This window comes from Pseudoflavonifractor sp. SW1122, from assembly GCF_012027765.1.
GTDB classification, from domain to species: domain Bacteria; phylum Bacillota; class Clostridia; order Oscillospirales; family Oscillospiraceae; genus Enterenecus; species Enterenecus faecium.
The window spans coordinates 25,209-42,512 of record NZ_SJOS01000020.1 but is presented as its reverse complement, the minus strand read 5'-3'; the positions used below and the strand labels follow the sequence as shown (position 1 = coordinate 42,512).

General features: G+C 53.4%; 15 protein-coding genes. 3 read left to right on the top strand and 12 right to left on the bottom strand.

From position 1 onward, the window contains the following. Window positions 1–69: 69 nt before the first annotated feature. From E0L15_RS06485 to E0L15_RS06440, 9 genes are all read right to left on the bottom strand, one after another. A complete protein-coding gene (locus E0L15_RS06485; RefSeq protein ID WP_168124975.1) occupies window positions 70–666 on the bottom strand; it encodes an ATP-binding cassette domain-containing protein in 597 nt (198 codons plus the stop codon). Window positions 667–720: 54 nt separating this feature from the next. Next, window positions 721–1,686 (bottom strand): hypothetical protein, encoded by a 966-nt coding sequence (locus E0L15_RS06480; protein ID WP_168124974.1) that lies wholly within the window; start codon window positions 1,684–1,686, stop codon window positions 721–723. Continuing rightward, window positions 1,676–3,193 (bottom strand): ATP-binding cassette domain-containing protein, encoded by a 1,518-nt coding sequence (locus E0L15_RS06475; RefSeq protein WP_168124973.1) that lies wholly within the window; start codon window positions 3,191–3,193, stop codon window positions 1,676–1,678. The genes E0L15_RS06480 and E0L15_RS06475 overlap by 11 nt, the downstream gene beginning before the upstream one ends. Further along, complete coding sequence (locus E0L15_RS06470) at window positions 3,190–3,837, bottom strand: hypothetical protein (protein ID WP_168124972.1); 648 nt, start codon at window positions 3,835–3,837, stop codon at window positions 3,190–3,192. Before E0L15_RS06470 ends, E0L15_RS06475 begins: the two co-directional genes overlap by 4 nt. 49 nt (window positions 3,838–3,886) lie before the next feature. Next, entirely contained in the window at window positions 3,887–5,464 is a 1,578-nt protein-coding gene (locus tag E0L15_RS06465; RefSeq protein ID WP_071599205.1) for a recombinase family protein, read from the bottom strand. A 145-nt stretch (window positions 5,465–5,609) separates the two neighbouring features. Next, entirely contained in the window at window positions 5,610–5,804 is a 195-nt protein-coding gene (locus tag E0L15_RS06460) for a hypothetical protein (protein WP_002334813.1), read from the bottom strand. A 72-nt stretch (window positions 5,805–5,876) separates the two neighbouring features. Continuing rightward, window positions 5,877–6,821: a MobV family relaxase gene (mobV, locus tag E0L15_RS06455; RefSeq protein WP_002584983.1), complete on the bottom strand. Its 945-nt coding sequence runs from the start codon at window positions 6,819–6,821 to the stop codon at window positions 5,877–5,879. A gap of 184 nt (window positions 6,822–7,005) precedes the next feature. Beyond that, window positions 7,006–7,401, bottom strand: coding sequence for a replication initiator protein A (locus tag E0L15_RS06445; RefSeq protein ID WP_002584984.1), 396 nt, complete (start codon window positions 7,399–7,401; stop codon window positions 7,006–7,008). Between the two features lie 111 nt (window positions 7,402–7,512). Then, window positions 7,513–7,926, bottom strand: a complete 414-nt coding sequence (locus E0L15_RS06440) for a cysteine-rich VLP domain-containing protein (RefSeq protein WP_002584985.1) — start codon at window positions 7,924–7,926, stop codon at window positions 7,513–7,515. A 314-nt stretch (window positions 7,927–8,240) separates the two neighbouring features. On the opposite strand from E0L15_RS06440, the gene E0L15_RS06435 reads away from it, so the two are divergent. The 3 genes from E0L15_RS06435 (at window position 8,241) to E0L15_RS06425 (ending at window position 10,768) form a co-directional block, all read left to right on the top strand. Continuing rightward, on the top strand, window positions 8,241–9,041 hold the full coding sequence (locus tag E0L15_RS06435; protein ID WP_002584986.1) for a helix-turn-helix transcriptional regulator: 801 nt from the start codon (window positions 8,241–8,243) through the stop codon (window positions 9,039–9,041). A 25-nt stretch (window positions 9,042–9,066) separates the two neighbouring features. Beyond that, window positions 9,067–9,696, top strand: coding sequence for an alpha/beta hydrolase (locus E0L15_RS06430; RefSeq protein ID WP_002584987.1), 630 nt, complete (start codon window positions 9,067–9,069; stop codon window positions 9,694–9,696). A gap of 205 nt (window positions 9,697–9,901) precedes the next feature. Then, window positions 9,902–10,768: an aminoglycoside 6-adenylyltransferase AadE gene (locus E0L15_RS06425; RefSeq protein ID WP_001255868.1), complete on the top strand. Its 867-nt coding sequence runs from the start codon at window positions 9,902–9,904 to the stop codon at window positions 10,766–10,768. Between the two features lie 585 nt (window positions 10,769–11,353). Here E0L15_RS06425 and E0L15_RS06415 read toward each other — a convergent pair. From E0L15_RS06415 to E0L15_RS06405, 3 genes are all read right to left on the bottom strand, one after another. After that, window positions 11,354–11,488, bottom strand: coding sequence for a helix-turn-helix domain-containing protein (locus E0L15_RS06415; protein WP_168124971.1), 135 nt, complete (start codon window positions 11,486–11,488; stop codon window positions 11,354–11,356). A 166-nt stretch (window positions 11,489–11,654) separates the two neighbouring features. Next, the gene (locus tag E0L15_RS06410) at window positions 11,655–15,581 is read right to left on the bottom strand and encodes a glycoside hydrolase family 97 catalytic domain-containing protein (RefSeq protein ID WP_168124970.1); all 3,927 of its coding nucleotides are present in this window, start codon (window positions 15,579–15,581) and stop codon (window positions 11,655–11,657) included. Between the two features lie 657 nt (window positions 15,582–16,238). Beyond that, window positions 16,239–17,279: a galactose ABC transporter substrate-binding protein gene (locus E0L15_RS06405; RefSeq protein WP_168124969.1), complete on the bottom strand. Its 1,041-nt coding sequence runs from the start codon at window positions 17,277–17,279 to the stop codon at window positions 16,239–16,241. Window positions 17,280–17,304 lie beyond the last annotated feature (25 nt).

The window sequence follows — 17,304 nt, the reverse complement described above, 5'->3', positions numbered from 1 at the left end:
CCATTCCTGTATTCTCTCCCCATCCGAGACCTTATGGGTTCAAGTTCAGTGTATCAGAGTGGCATGGGTTCAGCAAGAAGATTTCGCAGAAATCCAGCGTTTTTCCAGCCCCAGACGCTCTGGCAACCACGGGTCATGAGAAATCAGTAAGAGGCCTCCCCGCCGCTCCTCCAGTCTGACCGCCAGCGCCTCCCGGGCCACTGAGTCCAGATGGTTCAACGGCTCGTCCAGAAGGAGAAAGGAGGCCTCTTTCAGCAGAGCCCGGGTGAGCAATATCTTCTTCCGCTCCCCGGGGGACAGATTCTTTCCATCTCCCACAATGGCATATTCCAAGGGCTTAGCAAAGGCCAGGTCTGCCAAGAGCTGAGCAGCAGCTTCCCGCTTGTGCTCCGGTAAGAACAGATTGTCCCACACGGTCCCCGTGAAAATGACGCTGTCCTGTTCTTGCAATGCCACACTGCGGCGCAGCCGCCGGAGCGATACCACCGCTCCCCTCTCGTCCAGAATTTCTCCCTGATCTGGCGCATAGATGCCGCCCAGAAGTGACGCCAGGGTGGACTTTCCGCACCCGTTTTCCCCCATCAGCTGGACCCTGTCCCCGATGGACAGGTTCCAATTTATCTGGGAGAGAACGGGCATGTCTTCCGCCGCATAGGAGAAGCTCACGTTGTGCAGCGCCAATGTCTCTGGGGACTGTATTGCCCCTTCGTCTGGTTCCTCCTACCGGGCCTGATAGAAGTATTCCATCCGAGCGCCGTATGTTCTCTCGCTCTGGACATCCTCCACCAGCTGCCGCACAGATACCCAGAACTGTTTGACGGTGGGAATCAACAGATAGCCGCCCAACAGCCCGCCCAGGGTCATCTGCCCCCGGGCTACCAGCACCGCTCCCACCAAGATGCACCCCACCTGGACGCCATAGTCCCAGAACCCTTGCAGCGTCTGGCTCATGGCGGTCTGGGCGCACTGCCGCCGCCCTGTGCACTTCCAGTAGCGATCAAACCAGCGTCTCATGCGGTCCAGCAGAAACGGGTGCAGCCCAAAGCCGTGGCTGATATCCCGCAGCGCCAGCAATTCCAGCTCCAGCTGGGTCCGCTGCCCCTCATAGTCCGCCGTCTCCTTGTTCCACTCCGCCTTCCGTCTGGCCCGTACTGCATCATAGACCACGGAAGCTCCGGACAGCACCAACACCCACAGGCAGTACCCCCAGGGGTAACCCTGTCTCCCCACCATCCAGGCAAACAACACCCCATAGGCCACCATGGCTGGGGGACAGCCCAGCAGACGGACCACACAGCAGTAGTACAGGGTCCGGTCCACCTCAAACCGATGGAGGTAGTCCCCGGCGTCCACCTGATGCAGGCTCTTGTAGGGCAAGCACAAGGTGCTCTCCATCAAAAACATATCGTAGGCAGTACCGTGGCGGGTGAGCAGCAAATTTTTCACCAAGGTCATCCCCGGCGCCACCAGCACCGTCACCAAGATACCACCCAAGAACGCCGGAAACCGGGCACCAATGGCGGCGACATCCAAGGCCAGCAGAGCGTCGGCCATATCTCCCAACAAAAGCGAGACCACCGTGGGGGCGGCCATGCCCAACAGGCACTCCAGGCAGGTAGCCATGATGGCCCCGGCCATGAGACGGGCGCAGTCCCGACACATATTCCGCCTTTTCTCACTTTTCACCGATTACACCTCCCCGCATGTGGAGAACTTTGTCCCACCGCAGTGCTGTCCACGCCGTGTGAGTGCAAACCAGCATTGCTCCGGGGTAATCTTGCAGCACCTGGGTGAGGTATGCTACGCTCTCCCGGTCCAGGTGATTGGTGGGCTCGTCTAACACCAGCAGTTGGCTGTCCTTGGTCAGCGCTGCCGCCAGAAAGAACCGCTTTTGCTGTCCCCCAGACAGCTGAGCAAGCGGCTGGTCCATACATTCCGTCAATGGAAAGCCCACCAGATGACGGTGGAGGGCATTCGAGTCCATCCCCGGCGTTTTCTCCAGCTGCTCCGTCAGTTCTCCCACTGTCAGGGTGGTCTGTGCCTCCTCCTGGAGGGCGTAGGCAAGGTCGGAACACCGCAGAACAACACCTGCATCTGCCCGCTCCAGCCCCAGCAGGATGCGCAGCAAGGTGGACTTTCCTGACCCGTTTTTGCCCCGGAGCAGGACATGTTCTCCCCGCAAAGTGTCCAGAGAAATCCCAGACAGGATTCTCTTGTCCCCGAAGGCCTTTTCCACCCCAGTACAGGACAGTAACATGGGCTCTTCCGGGGTCTCGCCCACGTCCTCTCGTTGCATCCAGTGCAATCTCTGGCACGCCGCTTGGTACTCCGCCCGCTCCAGCCACCAGGTAAACACGGCGTTTACCGAGGAGAACAGGGTCCCGGCCAACAGCACCAACAGGGGCAGCTTCGCCGCTGACAAGCCGCCGTACAGGACAAACAGGCCCAAGATCACATAGCTTCCGTAGTTTAACAGGCTGTCAATGCCCTTGAACACCACGTCCTCCACCGTCACCGCCCCCTCTGCCCGGTAGCCCCAGCGCATCACCGCCTGCTCCAGCTTACAGAAGCAGGCCAGATACCAGCCCTGGACCCCGTAGGATTTCAGGACATGGGCCCCGTGATATCCTTCCACCAGCCAGGCCGAATCCGCCTCCTCCGCCTGACAGGTCTCGTTGTGAATGCGCTTGGTCCAGGTCTCGTAGACAAAAATGGGGAGCAGCTGCACCAGGTTCAGGGCAAAAAATAACAGCCCCACCCGTCCGTCGGTGTGGCACAGCAACAGAGCGGAGCCCACCCAAATCACAGTGCCCCCCACGGCCTGGGGGCAAGACCGCTGAACAAACTTCAAAATCGCCTGGGTATCCCGGCGCAGCTTCACCTCCAGCTCGCCCCGGCTGGCCACTTCCAACTCCCGGCTCAAGATCCCAGCATACAGCGTCTCCCGGAACCGCTGTCCATCTCGCCCCACCGCCCGCTCATAGGCCCGGCGGAGCAGAAACAGCGGGCCCACAGAGACCACCAGCAACAGCAGGGTGCCCGACGTCCACGGATATATGGGGCTCAGTGTCCCGTCCATCACTTGGGTCAGCAGCTGGGCCAACAGCAGGCTGCACAGCAGCTTGACGCCATACTCCGCCAACTGGCAGCAGACGCCCAGCCCCACAGAGGGTCCAAAGGGTCCCCTTCTCATGTCTGTGCTCCCCCTAGAAGCTCTTCCCGGATTTCCCGAACCAGCTCACCCCCTGGCCTCAGTTCCCGCTCAAATAACTCCAGCACCTGCTGGGCCAAACGCCGATATTGGTCCACTCCCTCTCCTTGGGCCTGTCGCTCCATGACCAAAAGCATCTCCACCAGCTGTTCTAAGCACAGGCCCATGTGCTGTCTGGCCGCCTTGAAGGCCGCCTCTCCCTCCAACAGGAGGGCCATACACTCTAGCTTGGTGAAATACAACTCAGGAATCTGCTCCAAGGTGTGGGCCACCAGGTCCTGCTGCCCCATGTCGTGGTAGGTCTGTGCCAAAATGCGCAGGGCATCATACTTCACCGCGTCGTCATGGGTGCCCTCGATCAGGGTTTTGCAGATGGTGACCATCTCCTCTCCCCGCTCTGGGGCTGCCATGGTGTAGAGGAGATTGTTTAAAATCACATCGTTTCCCGGGTACTTTTTCAGTCCCTCCCGGAGAATTTGCTCGGATTGCACCGGGTCACTCTGGCGGCAGGCATAGGCCTGCTGGCAGATCTCCCGGACTCGCCGCTCCGCCTCCAATCGGTTGTAGTCAAACAGTTCGTCGGTGGACACGCCAAAAAATGAGGCGATGGCAGGAATGAGCGTCACATCGGGTAACGTCGTCCCGGTATCACATAGTTAAAGATATTGGTATCATTCAATCAATTTTGCCGATAAAGCGGTAGAAGATTTCTACCTCCTGTTCCCGGCTTCCGTCCTCACCTTTGACCGCTTCATGGACAACGATTTTTTCAATCAGCATATTCAAAAGTTCGGCGGTCAGTTCTGTTGGATTGACGCACTCTTTCATCAAGGCAATCCATTTTTCTGCGTCTACGGCGTTCTGGCTTTCAGTGGCGATAGCGGATTGAAGCTGTTCAATCTTTTCGTCCAGTTCAGCCTGTTCGCTTTGGTACTTCCCGGACAGCATAGAGAAGTTGTATTCCGTGATACGCCCCGCCGCCCAGTCCTCATACATCCGGGCAAACAAAGTATCGACTTCGGCTTTTCGCTTCTCTGCCTTTTTCAGTTCTGCGGCCTGCTTCTTTCTTGCGGCAGCCTGTCCCTTATCAGTGGCATTTAACAGCTGCTTCAAGAGCCGTTCTTCATCATGCTGTACCAGCCCCGACCAGTATTGCAGACGGGAGAGGACATAGGCATAAAGCACATCATAACGGATATAGTGCATGGAGCATTGGCGTGTGCCCTGCCCGTACTTGCTACAATGATAATGGCCGTAAGGCTTGCTGTTCTGCCTGTTCTCCCCATAGGACAGCGACCAGCCGCAATCCGCACATTTTACCAATCCGGAAAAAATCTGCGTTGTACCATCCTTGCACTTCCTGCGGCGGTTTGCTATCTGCTCCTGTACCTGCCGGAAAACCTGCTCGCTGATAATCGGCTCCTGCGTGTTCTCCACCCGCACCCATTCACTTTGGGGCTTGCGTACCCTCCGCTTGTTCTTAAAGGAAATGTTCGTTTCCCGGTAATGAATGGTATGGCCGATATAGGTTTCGTCTTTCATAATGCTCTTGACCTGGGCTATCGTCCATGCGTAGCTTTTTTCCTCCGGCGCACCCGCATAGATGTTTGCAAAAGTCCCGTCACGCTGGAAGTTGATAAATCCCGGTGTGGGAACCTTTTCCGCAATCAGTATTCTTGTGATACTGGCCGCCCCTCTGCCATGAATAGCAAGGTCAAAAATCTTCTCCACTATCCAGCGGGTTTCCTCGTCGATTATCAGCTTGTTTTTGATTTCCGGGTGTTTCCTGTACCCGATGGGAGCATAGGCGCCGATACGCTGTCCTGTGGCAAACTTTGCTTTGAAAGCGGCCTTTACCTTGCGGCTTGTATCTTTCGCAAACCATTCATTGAACAGGTTTTTGAACGGGACAAAATCGGAAAGCCCTTTCTCTGTGTCCTCATTCTCCGCAACGGCGATGTAGCGAACCCGTTTCTCCGGGAACAGAAATTCCAGATAGTAGTCCATCATCACATGTTCCCGCCCGAAACGGGACAGGTCTTTCGTGACAATGCAGTTTACTTTTCCGGCTTCCATATCGTCCATCATGCGCTGAAAATCCGGCCGTTCAAAGTTCGTCCCCGACCAGCCATCGTCCACATACTCACCGACTACATGAAGCCCCTGTTCCTTTGCGTACTGTTGCAGGATTGTCCGCTGTGTTTCAATGCTTACGCTGTCACCATAGTTTTCATCGTCCCGGCTCAATCTCATATAAAGCGCCGTGTTGTAAATCGTAGTATTGTAAGGTTGTTTCACCGTTAAAAATCCTCCTTCTAAAGAAACAACCCACGCTTACAATACTTTTGCTCTATGGCAATTATATCATAAGCGTGGGCGTGTTATCAATGATGGGCTATCAGGTTGAAGCGGCTTTTTCTGCGGTATGCCGCACCACATCTACAATCAGATCACCGAGGGGCTTCCCGCCTGCGGCGAAGTGTTCGGAGATTTTTATACGGTTGTTCCCACATACAAAATACTGCGTGCCGTTCTCTGCTTGTATGACCTGCCCTGTCCGGGGTGTGAAAATATCGCTTTCGCTTTTTGCCATCCAGTGTCCTCCATATTCAGTTTTCAAGGTACAATGCCGCACAAAGGCGGCGAAAATTTCTGCTTATATCTATCACCTTTCCTTTACCGTGTGCCGCTGCTGACGTTTCAGTTCCGCCAGTATATCCGGCGGGATACGGTCAACCAGCCGCTGTAAATTGTCCAGTTCGCTTTTCAGCTTTGCCCGTTCCATCGTATCTTTCATCTTTCCTTTTTCGCTGGCCTTTGCCCTTGCTTCCAGCTTCTCATTCTCCGCCAACAGGTCATTGATTGTGACCTTGTACTTTTTCAGTTGCCCGGAGAAGTTCTCCATCTGCGGGAACCACTTTTTCAGCATGGAGAGGGCTTCCTCTTTTTTCTTTCCGGCGTTCAGCGGGTTAATGCCGTCAAGGGCGGCTTCAATGGCTCTTGCCTGCCGGGAGAGGGAAACCGCCTGTTTGAAAATCCGGGTGGGGATATGCTTCCGGCCTGTCTTGCTGGCACTTTCCCCACGCTCCAAGTCGGGATATTTCTCCACCATATAGGCGTGAAAATCGTCCTGCCACTTCGTCAGGTTTGCCCGGTTGCCGATAATCTCCTTAGCGCACAGGCGGTTGTCCTTTGTCAGCGGAACAAAGGTCAAATGCAGGTGGGGCGTTTTCTCGTCCATGTGTACCACCGCCGACACGATATTTTCCCGTCCTACCCGGCCAATGAGGAAATCTGCCGCCCTTTGGAAGAACGCCTGTATCTCTTTTGGGGATTTCCCCTTGAAGAACTCCGGGCTGGCGGTTATCAGCGTATCGACAAACCGTGTGCTGTCTTTCCTCGTCCGGCATCCAGCCTGCTCGATACGGCTCTGAATGAAGTGGTAATAGCGTCCCTCCGGCTTGACGATATGGAAGTTGTATTTACTCCGGCTTGTGTCAATGTCGGGGTTGCTGGCGTATTGTTCTTTCTGTCTTTCGTGATGGGCTTCCAGCGGCCTTGCCGGGTTGCCCTTGTGCTTCTCAAACCGCAAAATTGCGTGTTGTGCCATTCTGCTCCTTTCCCCATTCCTTTCCTATCCGGGGTTTTCCACAGGGAAAATCCCGCCGGAATTATCTCTGATACGATAGGAATGGAATGGATATAAATAAATCATTTTAATCTTTGTATTTCTATATACCGTCCGGTTTTCGTACTTCAAGAGGGGCGGTTTCCGTACTTCATGGGTACGGTTTTCAGTCCTCCGGCGTACCAGAACGGGATTTCTTGAAGTCAGTGTTTGGAACCGCTTCATAGGATTTTGGGAAAATGCGGTTGGGTTTTCCACAGCCCTGCTTCTGGATTTCCACCAGTCCGGCGTATTGCAGTTCCCGCAGGGTGTTCACCGCTTTCTGCCGCCCACAGTGGAGCAGGTCAACCACCTCGCAGATGGGGTAATACAGGAAAATCCGTCCGCAGTCATCCGCCCACCCATTCTTGCGGGACAACTCTGTCCGGCGCAGGATAAAGGCGTACAGAACCTTTGCCTCGTTGGACAGGGGCTTGAATGTGGGGGCTTCAAAGAGGAAATTCGGGAGCCGGGTGAAGCTGAACGCCTTTTCCGGCTGATGGATATAGATGGTATTTGTCATAGTGCGTTTTGTGGACGGTTAGAAGCCCGTTTTCCGGGGCGGGCGATACTTTATACCACCTGCCCCGGTTTGGGGCTTGCAAAGCCTGATAAATCAAGGCTTTTTTCGCTCCTAACTGTCCACAGCAGACCTCCTTTTCCGTTCACTTTCTGTTTTCTGCCGCCTGTGAACTCTGGCGGCACAGCCGGGGCAGTATTTTGCCCGGTTGGATTTGGGGACGAACACACCGCCGCAGACCACACAGCGTTTCAAGTCCTTATCCCGGAAAATCTCCGCTTCCAGCGTCCCGTCCAGCGGCAAGACCGCCCAGCGGAACCACTTACAGCAGACCGAGAAAGAAACCGTCTGCGGGCAGGTGCAGGTGTCCCCATCGTCAAGGACAATGCAGTTGCCGTCCTCACAGCAACAGCACTCCCGGCGTATCAGGCTGGCCGCCTGTTTCCTCTGTGCCGGTGTCATGCGGTAAAGGGAACCGTCCGGCCTGCGTTCCAGCGGCGGCAAGTCTTTATAGGGGTTATTTCTCATGCGTTCCCTCCATTTTGCTTTCCGTTGCCGTTTTCCCCGAAAGGATTTCCAGCTTTGGCACGCTCCCCGCAGCTTCGGGACATTTTGTCCCGAAGTCCGGTTCCTTGCGGTGCTTCCCCAGCCGGGGTATTCCTTTTCGGACGGTCATTCTGTTTTCAAGGTGCTGTCCATCGATGAACTATCCTAAGTCTACACGAAAAAAATGCAATCCCCGGAATTTTGCGAGAATTGCATTTTGATGAAGTTTACACTTTGGAAATTGCATTTTTGCAATCATCCTGTATAATGGAAGTATGCGGAGGAGGTGCGTGTCTATGGCTTTACCCGGAACACCCGGACAGCGGATTTCCGATTTATGCAACGGAAACCATATCACACAAAAGGAACTTGCGGAGAAGATAGGCGTTTCCGCTTCCCAGTTGAGCCGCATTGTCAGCGGCGAAACGAGAACGGTCAGCAGTGATATTCTCATAGGTGTGGCAAAGGAATTTAAGGTATCGACAGACTACATACTGGGCTTGTCTACCGTGAGCGTCCGCAAAAGCTACGATATTTCTGAATTAGGCTTGTCCGAGGGAGCCGTGAGGGGGCTTGTGACGGGTGCTGTTGATGTGCAAATACTCAATCGCTTACTGGAACACAGGAATTTTCCCAAGCTGATAGATTTGATACGGATTTATTTTCAGGACACGGCGGCAAAGGGGATAATGGCACGAAACCAGCTTATCGAGATGGCAACGGCTTCCCTGTCCGACCTGATGAAAGAACACCCGGAACACCGGGCGGAAGCAAAGCAGGATTTACAGCTTTTGAACGCTCAGAAGATGGGGGAACATGAAGCGGAGATAGAGAAAATCAAAAATGTGTTCCTTGCTATCCTGCGGGACATTAAGAAAGACATTGACAACGGGGAACAGCCGGGAGAAGCTGTGACCGCCGCTATGTTCCAAGCCATGCGGGACACTATGGCGGAGCAGAAACAAAACCCGCTTTCCATTGACGATGTAACAGCGATGATAGCCGGACAGATCGGACAGCTTGCGCCGATGGACAAAGAAACTGCCGACCTGTTCCAGCAGTTGGCGAAGAAGATGATTGAGCAGGCAGGAAAATAAAACATAAAATTCAAAGGAGATACTTATGGCAACAAAAATATTTGTTCACGGCTCAGGACACAAAGCAACAAGTTGGGAAAAAACAATTTCATACATGACAAACAACGAAGATATTGTATGTCCAAATTTATCCTCCATCCTTGAAGGGAAAGAGGCAAGCTACGAAAATCTATATTCTTCATTTGTAAAATATTGTAACGAATTTGACGGACAAATTCATTTATGCGGTCTTTCATTAGGTGGTATTTTGGCTCTGAATTTTGCTTTGGATTTCCCGCAAAAAGTGAAAACATTAGTTTTAATCGGAACGCCATATAAAGTCCCGAAAGTAGCATTTAGTTTTCAAAATATAATTTTCAGATTTTTACCAAAATCTATTTTTGAAACTATGGCATTTGATAAAAAGAACACATTTGCTTTAGGGGACACTATGAAGAATTTAGATTTCAGTGATAGGGTGAAAAATATTAAGTGCCCCACTTTAATTCTTTGCGGAAAGAAAGACAGTGCAAATATGAAATCAGCGGATTACTTATCACAAAGTATTAGAAGCGCAGAATTGAAAATTATTGAGAATACAGGCCATGTTGTCAATGAAGAAAATCCAAAAGCCTTAGCAGATATATTGAATGAATACTATTTGAAAAATTCTTAAACAATTCTGAAAGAAACTCGAAAACTACAAGCATAAAAGTTTAGAAAATAAATAGCAAAGCCAGCCGAGCCAGTCAATGGTCAAGATGAACGGCGCATTTCATGCGCCGCCGTTGACAGTCCCGCCCGTCTTTGCTAAAGGGTAATCAAGGCGGGAAAGCCCTAAAATGGTTTCACACCTATTTCAATAATTGGAGGAGATAAAAATGAGATCAGAAAAGGAAGTTTATGATATTGTTTTGAATTTTGCAAAAACAGACAAACGCATTCGCATGGTTACTTTGGAAGGATCTAGAACAAATACAAATATTCCGCCTGATGATTTTCAGGATTTTGATATTACTTTTTTTGTTACGGATATGGACAGCTTCACAAGTGATGATAAATGGCTAGATATATTTGGTGAAAGGTTGATTCTGCAAAAGCCGGAAGATATGGAATTATTTCCAGCTGTAGAAAAGGGATTTTCATATTTAATGCTGTTTACTGATGATGTTAAGATAGATTTAACTTTGCTGCCGCTGGAACTGATAGACGAGTATTTTACATGGGATAAACTGGTAAAGTTACTGTTGGATAAAGACAACCGTATCGTAAAGCCGCCAATACCAACGGATATAGACTACCACTTGCAGAAGCCTACTCAAAGAATGTTTGACGATTGCTGTAATGAATTTTGGAATACTACAACATATGTAGTAAAGGGCTTATGCCGCAAAGAAATTCTTTTTGCTATTGACCATATGAATGATATAGTACGAAAAGAATTGCTTCGCATGATTTCCTGGCTGATTGGTATCAAACAGGGATTTCATTTCAGTTTGGGAAAAAACTATAAATTTATGAAGCAATATGTCCCAGAGGAATTGTGGGAACGACTTATGTCCACTTATAATATGGATTCCTATCCCCATATGTGGGAATCCTTTGAACAATGTATGGCATTGTTCCGGGAGGTTTCGTCAGAAGTGGCATGCCAGTTGGATTACCAGTATCCACTATATGATGAAAAAATCAGTAATTATGTGATTCGGCAAAAGAAAAAATATGGCATTGAAGATGATAACAAATAAAATTTTTTCAATCGAAAAAATTTATTTTGATTATTCAATTTTGAAAAACTGAACACCTCAAAATCAGAAAGAGCGCGGACAAGCACTTTGAGGGATTGGCCGCCTTGTCCACCCATTCAGTGGGACGGCGGGTGGCGGTCAAGGCCGGGTGTAAACCCGTTCATTTCAGCCTTGACGGTTACCCGCTGTCCTGTTACTTTTCCGGGAGTGTAGCCACAACTTCGGGACACTTTGTCCACAAGTCGGAGCGTAGGACGAGGGACGGGGGCTTTCATATACGCCCTGTCTGCTGATGAAAACAGACCTGCGCTTGCGGCTCCACGCCACACAAGCACAGCCCTGTTTTCCTGCCGCCCCTCCCCGGCGGCAACGGCATTTTCACGGCAACGCCGACAGAGCGTATAACACACTACACTTTGCTTCGCAAAGTCGTGTGCCAAATGGGGGCGTTGCCCCCTTTGGAAACCCCCCACAAGAAAAGGCGGTACGCTACCCCTCTACGGGGCGCATACCGCCTTTTCTTGTTATCCAGCCCTCCGGCTGTATCGGTTGAGCAAAAGTCAGCGTGGGAATGGTGTGGTATCTTTATCTAAGTGAATCCCCCGTCTCCCACTTGCTCACTGCCTGGAAACTCACCCCCAGGTACTGGGCCAGCACCTCCTGGGAAATGCCTTTTCCTTTGCGCAACTGCCGAATCTTGTCTCCCAAGTTTACAGTCATATCTGCCCCTCCTTTCTCAACAAGTCCATCTTAGCATGTTCCGCCTTCCAAGGCCATCTCCCTTCTGGTGTTATTTTTTCAACCTACAGTAGAATCCCGGCGAAAGCTACGGGCGGGTGTGGCTTGATGCCACACCCGCCCGTCAGATGGGGAGGAATTGGTATTCTTACTTTGCCTTGCGGCGGCCCTTGACGGCAACCAGAATCAGTGCGCTTGCGGCACACAGGCTCATCATGGTCACCCACAGAGTAATCTGGCTGTGGTCTCCGGTCTGGGGCACGTTGTTCTCAGGCTTCTGGGTAGCCTGAGGCTTATTGGTAGTCTCCGGCTTGTCCGTGGTCTGGGGCTTATCGGTGGTCTCAGGGGCTCCACCAGCGGTGAGGCCGTCCATGGCCCGGGTCAGCTGCTCCACGGCGGCGTCCACAGTAGCCTGGTCATCCTCGGTGAGGGTCTCGTCGGCCAGCACGGCCTGAGCCTGGGCCAGAGCGGTGCGGAACACTTCCACGCTCTCGGCGGTATAGCCGGAGAGGTCCATGCCCTCGTCTTTCCCGATGAGCTCTTCCAAGATGGACTTGTCTGCCTTGAAGCGCTGAGCTAGGATGGCGCTGAGCAGCTCATCCACCACAGGCTGAATCTCATTATCCATGGCATCCTCGTCGGCGTACACGTCCTTGGCCTTGGCCAGGGCGTCCACCAGTTGCTGCCAGGTGTCGGTGACATACTTGTCCGCTTCGACCATCATGCCGTCGGCTCGGTCAATGAGCAGCCCCAGCATGGTCTTGTCGCCACGGGTAAAGTCCAGCATATGGATGGCCTCCACCAGCTGGTCAAAGGCGGCGTTCACCTCCGTCTGGGAGGCGTTGACGTCGTCCAAAACGGCCTTGGCATTTGCCATAGCGGCCTCAAACTTGGCAGCCACAGTGGGGATGAGGTTGGAGGTGTCCTGCTCCAGAGCATAGTTGTAGGCGTACTCCAGCAGAGACTTGTCCGCCTCCTCCACGTCGCCTCGCACTTCCACGGTAACCTGGGCGGTGTACTCGTCGGGGTTCTCCAAGCCCTCAGGCAGCTGGAGCGTGCCAGAAATCACCTGCTGGCCGGGCTGGTCAGCGTTGTAGTCCTGACTATTCCAAGTCACGGGCACGTCCAACGTGTAATCCTGGAAGTCCACAGTGACGGTCACGGTCTCAGGCAGGCCCAAGGCGTCAAAGGCGGTCCCTGCATCCACGGTCACGGGGTCCAGAGGTTCCACTGCGGTGATCTTGGTGGGCTCAGTCTTCTGCCCCTCCACAGCAAAGGCTACGGTCTCTCCGTTGATGGTGAGGTTCTCAAAGACGATGCCGGAAACAGTGGCATTGCTCTGTCCGGTCCCAGTGTACAAAGCAATCTTCAGATCCTGGCAGTTGGTCACGTCGGGGTTGTTGGTGGAACGGCCGATCTCCACCCAGTCCGTGCCGTTGTAGCTGTAGGAGTGGATGAATGTGTCACCCTGGCGCTCCAGCTTCAGCCAAGCAGCTCCGGTCTTCTGGGTGTCCTCCACCTTGCCCTCGTCATACTGCCCGTTGTAGCTGAGCTTTGCAAACACATTCCCGCCCAGGCCGCTATGGAATCGGCGCATAGTTGCAATCACACGAGAATTACTGGCATAAGCCGCCAGAGCAATGGACTGGTGATTGCTGGTCAACTCGGGATTGTCGATCTGGACCACAGCGGTAAAATCTCCATCAGGAGCATCCATGAGCAGAACGTTTTGAGCATTCGTTTGCTGTCCCAGCTCACCCACCTTCATGTCCATGACCATTCGGTCTTCCGACTCAAACCGAACACCGCCAGTACCGTTGCTGATGGTCCACTGGTCACTGTCCAGAACGTAGTCCGGTTCTTCCACCACCACCAAGCAGGTGTCGGACACGCCACTGCTGGCCTCCTTCACGGTGATAATCGCTCGGCCTGCTTGGCCTGCGGTGACCACGCCGTCACTGCTCACCTGGGCCACATCGGGGTCGCTGGAGGTCCACTCCAGGCCCAACACGCTGGCATCGTCCGGGTCAATGGCGAAAGACATGGAATAGCGCTCTCCGCTCTCAAGAGAGACCATGGTGTCCTCCAGCGTCACGCTGGTGATGGCCTGAGGCTGGTGCACCTTGATGGCACAGCCGCCGTGGGCGGCAAGATCTACAGTAATGGTGTCCTCTGCAGTGACCTCAATCACCTCACGCACCAGATCGAAGCGGCCCTCGCCGTCCCGATAGATTTCAGCCTGATAGGTCTGGCCGGGCTGGAGGAAGTCTGCCATATCAAAGGTGACCTGGCGGGCATTCTCATTGGCATTGCTCACCAGATACCAGGCATCACCGTTGCGGCGAGCCAGGGTAATGTGGTCGCCCACCTCGCCGTCCAAGTACCGAGTCTCATCCCAGGTGGCGGGGAGATGGTCCAGGAAGTACCGGGCATCGCTGTTCATGTAGGTATCGCGTCTGTCCGCCATACAAGGCAGACCGGACTCGAAGAGCACCGTGATCATCAGCTGATGGGCCACAGTGGCGTCACCGTTGCCCAGAGGTTGGCCGGTATGCTTGTTTTCCAGATTGTAAATTGGGGTATAGTCCGCAGGCCCCACAGCGCCCCGGATGAAGGGAGCAGTGGTGGTGTGGTCTGTGGTGTTCTGGGTGCGGTTGATGAACTCATCGCCGCGCACCGCTTCCCGGGAGAGAATGTTGGGGTAGGTACGGGTATCGCCGGTGGGCTTGTTGCAGCCGTGCATGATGCCGATCATGTGGTACTTGGCCAGATCCTCATAGATGGCCCGGTACTCCTGAATCTCACTCTGGTGCTCACCGTCGAAGAAGTCAGCCTTGATGCCCTTGATTCCCATTTCACTCCAGATAGAGAACCGGGACTCCCGTTCCTCCGGGGTATCCAGATAGTCCTCGTTGACCCAGACCAGAATGCCAATGCCTCGCTCTGCGGCGTAGTCAATGACCTCCTGCACCTCGGGGCCCATGGAGTTGTTGGCCGGGTCAATCTGCCAGCCGTCATCCCACAGGAAGTACTTCCAGCCCAGAGTGGCTGCCATGTCGATATACTCCTTGACTGCCTCAATGTTCTGCTGGCCACCTCGGGTCTCCCCTTCTGCCAGCCAGGTCCAAGAGACGATACCAGGCTCCACCCAGTCACTATAGTGATAGGTATCCTCATCAGGAGCGTCACTGAGGTTCTCCGCCATGGTGTTCTCATACACCGTCTTCATCTCCCCTGCCACAGCATAGCGCCAGGGGGATGCAAAGGGCAGCTGGGTAGTGACAGGGCTGCCCTGGGTCTTGACAAACTGGATGTTAAACTCCGTGCTATCTGCGGATGTGCTGGCCATGGAGCCGCAGAAGTCGGAAGTCATGAGGTTTGCCTCGTTGATGAGCACGTAAGTGTCGTCATAGGCCTCATACATCAGGGGGATCGCATAGTCCCCGTTCATGTTGTTGACAGTGTTCTCATTAAAGAACTCTTCATAGCTGAAGCCACCGCCACCGGCTCCAAAGGACCAAGTCTTGGCGTTGTCTGGGGTGATAAAGCTACTGGTCTCATCCACCACCGTCAGCTGGCCATCCCCGCCGTTAACCAGATAGCGGAATGCCACGCCGTCGTCATAGGCTCGGGCCTCCACCGTCAGCTCGTAGGGCACCGACTCCTTGGTAAAGGTCAGGCTAAGCTGGTTGGCAGAGTTGTCAATCTGAGAGAACTTGCCCGAGAGCATCTCGTAGGTCTCGTCAATGGCGGTCTCTTCCATGTCCGCAAACTGAAGCCCCGTGGAGAGATCCCAGGAATCCCCCTTCAAGCCCAGCTGAGAGCCGTCACAGATGAAGGGATTTCCGTCCAGATAGGCCCCATAGGTAAGGCTTCCGTCCTCCTCCAGATTCACTGTCATGGAGATGCTGCCGTCCGGAGAGCGCAGGGTCCACTCCGAATCGCTGGCAGTGACACTCTCCCCTTGTTGGGGCTGGGCCGTTTTGGAGAGGTACTGCACATCCGCTGCCTGAGCAGTCACAGCACTCAGGGCAAAGGAGCATGCCAGTACCGCAGCCAACCATCTTTTTTTCATTGTTTTACCTCCTTAACATATCACGATATTGATGCTACACACTCAACAATCTTCTCTCTATTCCTGACCTTCTCTCCTTTCTCAGAACAGAATACCGCCCTGACTGCGCGAATTCTTAATATTTTACAGTCACGTCCTTGATCTGAGTCAATCTTACACAGGCCCTTTTCTTTCGTCAACCACTTTGGTGAAAGTGCGTAAAATTTCTAAATTTTTCAGAAAAATTTTATAAGTATCCGACACTTTCACATTCACTGTCACAGTGTCCCGATCTTCTCCAGATTCTCAGTCATCACTGCCCGAGGAGGTGCGCACACATCGGTGTATTTCTCCTGTTCGTCCCCCATCTCTCTTGTTACGTCATCGTCTCATCATCTCACTCTATGCTGTATGACCGTTCTCCATCTTCGTGTTTTTGAGCAATGTCCATTATTTTTCTTACGGCACGCAATTATAAAACGGCCCGAGCGGACATGGCTTACGCCGTGTCCGCTCGGGATGAAAGGGGGAAGGAAAAGAAGGAATCATCTTGATGTAGGATCAAATTGACTGGGTACAGTCTACAATTCTCCCCAGCATCCGTCAATACGGTCCTGTAGATTCCATAGATTTTCGAAAGTCCTTCGTAAATTTTTATAAGTCTCTGCTCTTCCCGCCTCACTGCAGCAGTGCCACAATCTCTTCCAGATTCTCAGTGGTCACCGCCTGGTGGGCGACCCACACATAGCGGTTTTCCAAAGTTTCATAGTCCTCCACCGGGTCCTTCCCCTGAGCCAGGGGGTAAGCCAGGTCAAAAATGGCCTGGGCCTGACCCTTGGCATCGTTGAGAACGGTGCCGGTCATTCGCCCCTCCCGCACTGCGTCCAGGGCCGGTTGGATGGCGTCAATGCCTACAATCATGGGCAACTCCTCAATGCCCAGGGCGGCGTAGGTATCCAGAGCGCCCAGGGCCATATTGTCGTTGTTGCTGATGACCAGCTCAATCTGGTCCCCAAACTCCTGGACCCACTGCTCCATGAGCACCCCCGCCTGGGCCCGCTGCCAATCTGCGGTCTCCCCCGCCAGCTTGTCCAGCTCAATGCCTGCATCGGTGATGGTCTTGATGGTGACTTCTGTGCGGATGAGGGAGTCCTGATGCCCCTGCTCCCCCTCCAACAACACGTATTGCAACTTTCCGTCTCCATTTTTGTCCCAGCGCTCCGGCTGTGCCTGGTAGGCATCCACCACAATGCCGCCCTCCAACACGCCGGACTCGTCCGCTTTGGAGCACACGTAGTACAGCTTATCCCAGCGGCGCATGTCCTCTTCCACCGGCTCGCGGTTGAAAAATACCACTGGGACGTCGGCCTGCATGGCCTTGTCCACAATGCTGCCCGCCGCCGTGCGGTCCACCATGTTCACACACAGCACGTCAAAGTCCCGGTCCAAAAACTGGCTCACCTGGTCATTTTGCAGGTTCTGGTTTCCCATGGCATCCACCACGTCCACAAACACCCGCACTCCGTGCTCTTCCTCGTACTCCTTGGCGATCTTCTCAATGTAATGGGGAATCTGGGCAATGAACGGGTCCTCCATCTGGTACACCGTCACCCCGATTCGAACCTGGTTGTTCTCCATTTCAATGCCCGAGCAGTGCCAGATCAGCAGCCCGGACAGCCCCACGGCCAAAATCACCAGGGCTATCAATACCTTTCTCATGTTTTCCTTTCCTCCCCTTTTCCCA

Excerpts from the sequence above, each read along its gene's own strand:
- E0L15_RS06475 (WP_168124973.1), bottom strand. The coding sequence starts at position 3,193 with ATGAGAAGGGGACCCTTTGGACCCTCTGTGGGGCTGGGCGTCTGCTGC.
- E0L15_RS06465 (WP_071599205.1), bottom strand. The coding sequence starts at position 5,464 with ATGAGATTGAGCCGGGACGATGAAAACTATGGTGACAGCGTAAGCATT.
- E0L15_RS06460 (WP_002334813.1), bottom strand. The coding sequence starts at position 5,804 with ATGGCAAAAAGCGAAAGCGATATTTTCACACCCCGGACAGGGCAGGTC.
- mobV (WP_002584983.1), bottom strand. The coding sequence starts at position 6,821 with ATGGCACAACACGCAATTTTGCGGTTTGAGAAGCACAAGGGCAACCCG.
- E0L15_RS06445 (WP_002584984.1), bottom strand. The coding sequence starts at position 7,401 with ATGACAAATACCATCTATATCCATCAGCCGGAAAAGGCGTTCAGCTTC.
- E0L15_RS06440 (WP_002584985.1), bottom strand. The coding sequence starts at position 7,926 with ATGAGAAATAACCCCTATAAAGACTTGCCGCCGCTGGAACGCAGGCCG.
- E0L15_RS06435 (WP_002584986.1), top strand. The coding sequence starts at position 8,241 with ATGGCTTTACCCGGAACACCCGGACAGCGGATTTCCGATTTATGCAAC.
- E0L15_RS06430 (WP_002584987.1), top strand. The coding sequence starts at position 9,067 with ATGGCAACAAAAATATTTGTTCACGGCTCAGGACACAAAGCAACAAGT.
- E0L15_RS06425 (WP_001255868.1), top strand. The coding sequence starts at position 9,902 with ATGAGATCAGAAAAGGAAGTTTATGATATTGTTTTGAATTTTGCAAAA.
- E0L15_RS06415 (WP_168124971.1), bottom strand. The coding sequence starts at position 11,488 with ATGACTGTAAACTTGGGAGACAAGATTCGGCAGTTGCGCAAAGGAAAA.
- E0L15_RS06410 (WP_168124970.1), bottom strand. The coding sequence starts at position 15,581 with ATGAAAAAAAGATGGTTGGCTGCGGTACTGGCATGCTCCTTTGCCCTG.
- E0L15_RS06405 (WP_168124969.1), bottom strand. The coding sequence starts at position 17,279 with ATGAGAAAGGTATTGATAGCCCTGGTGATTTTGGCCGTGGGGCTGTCC.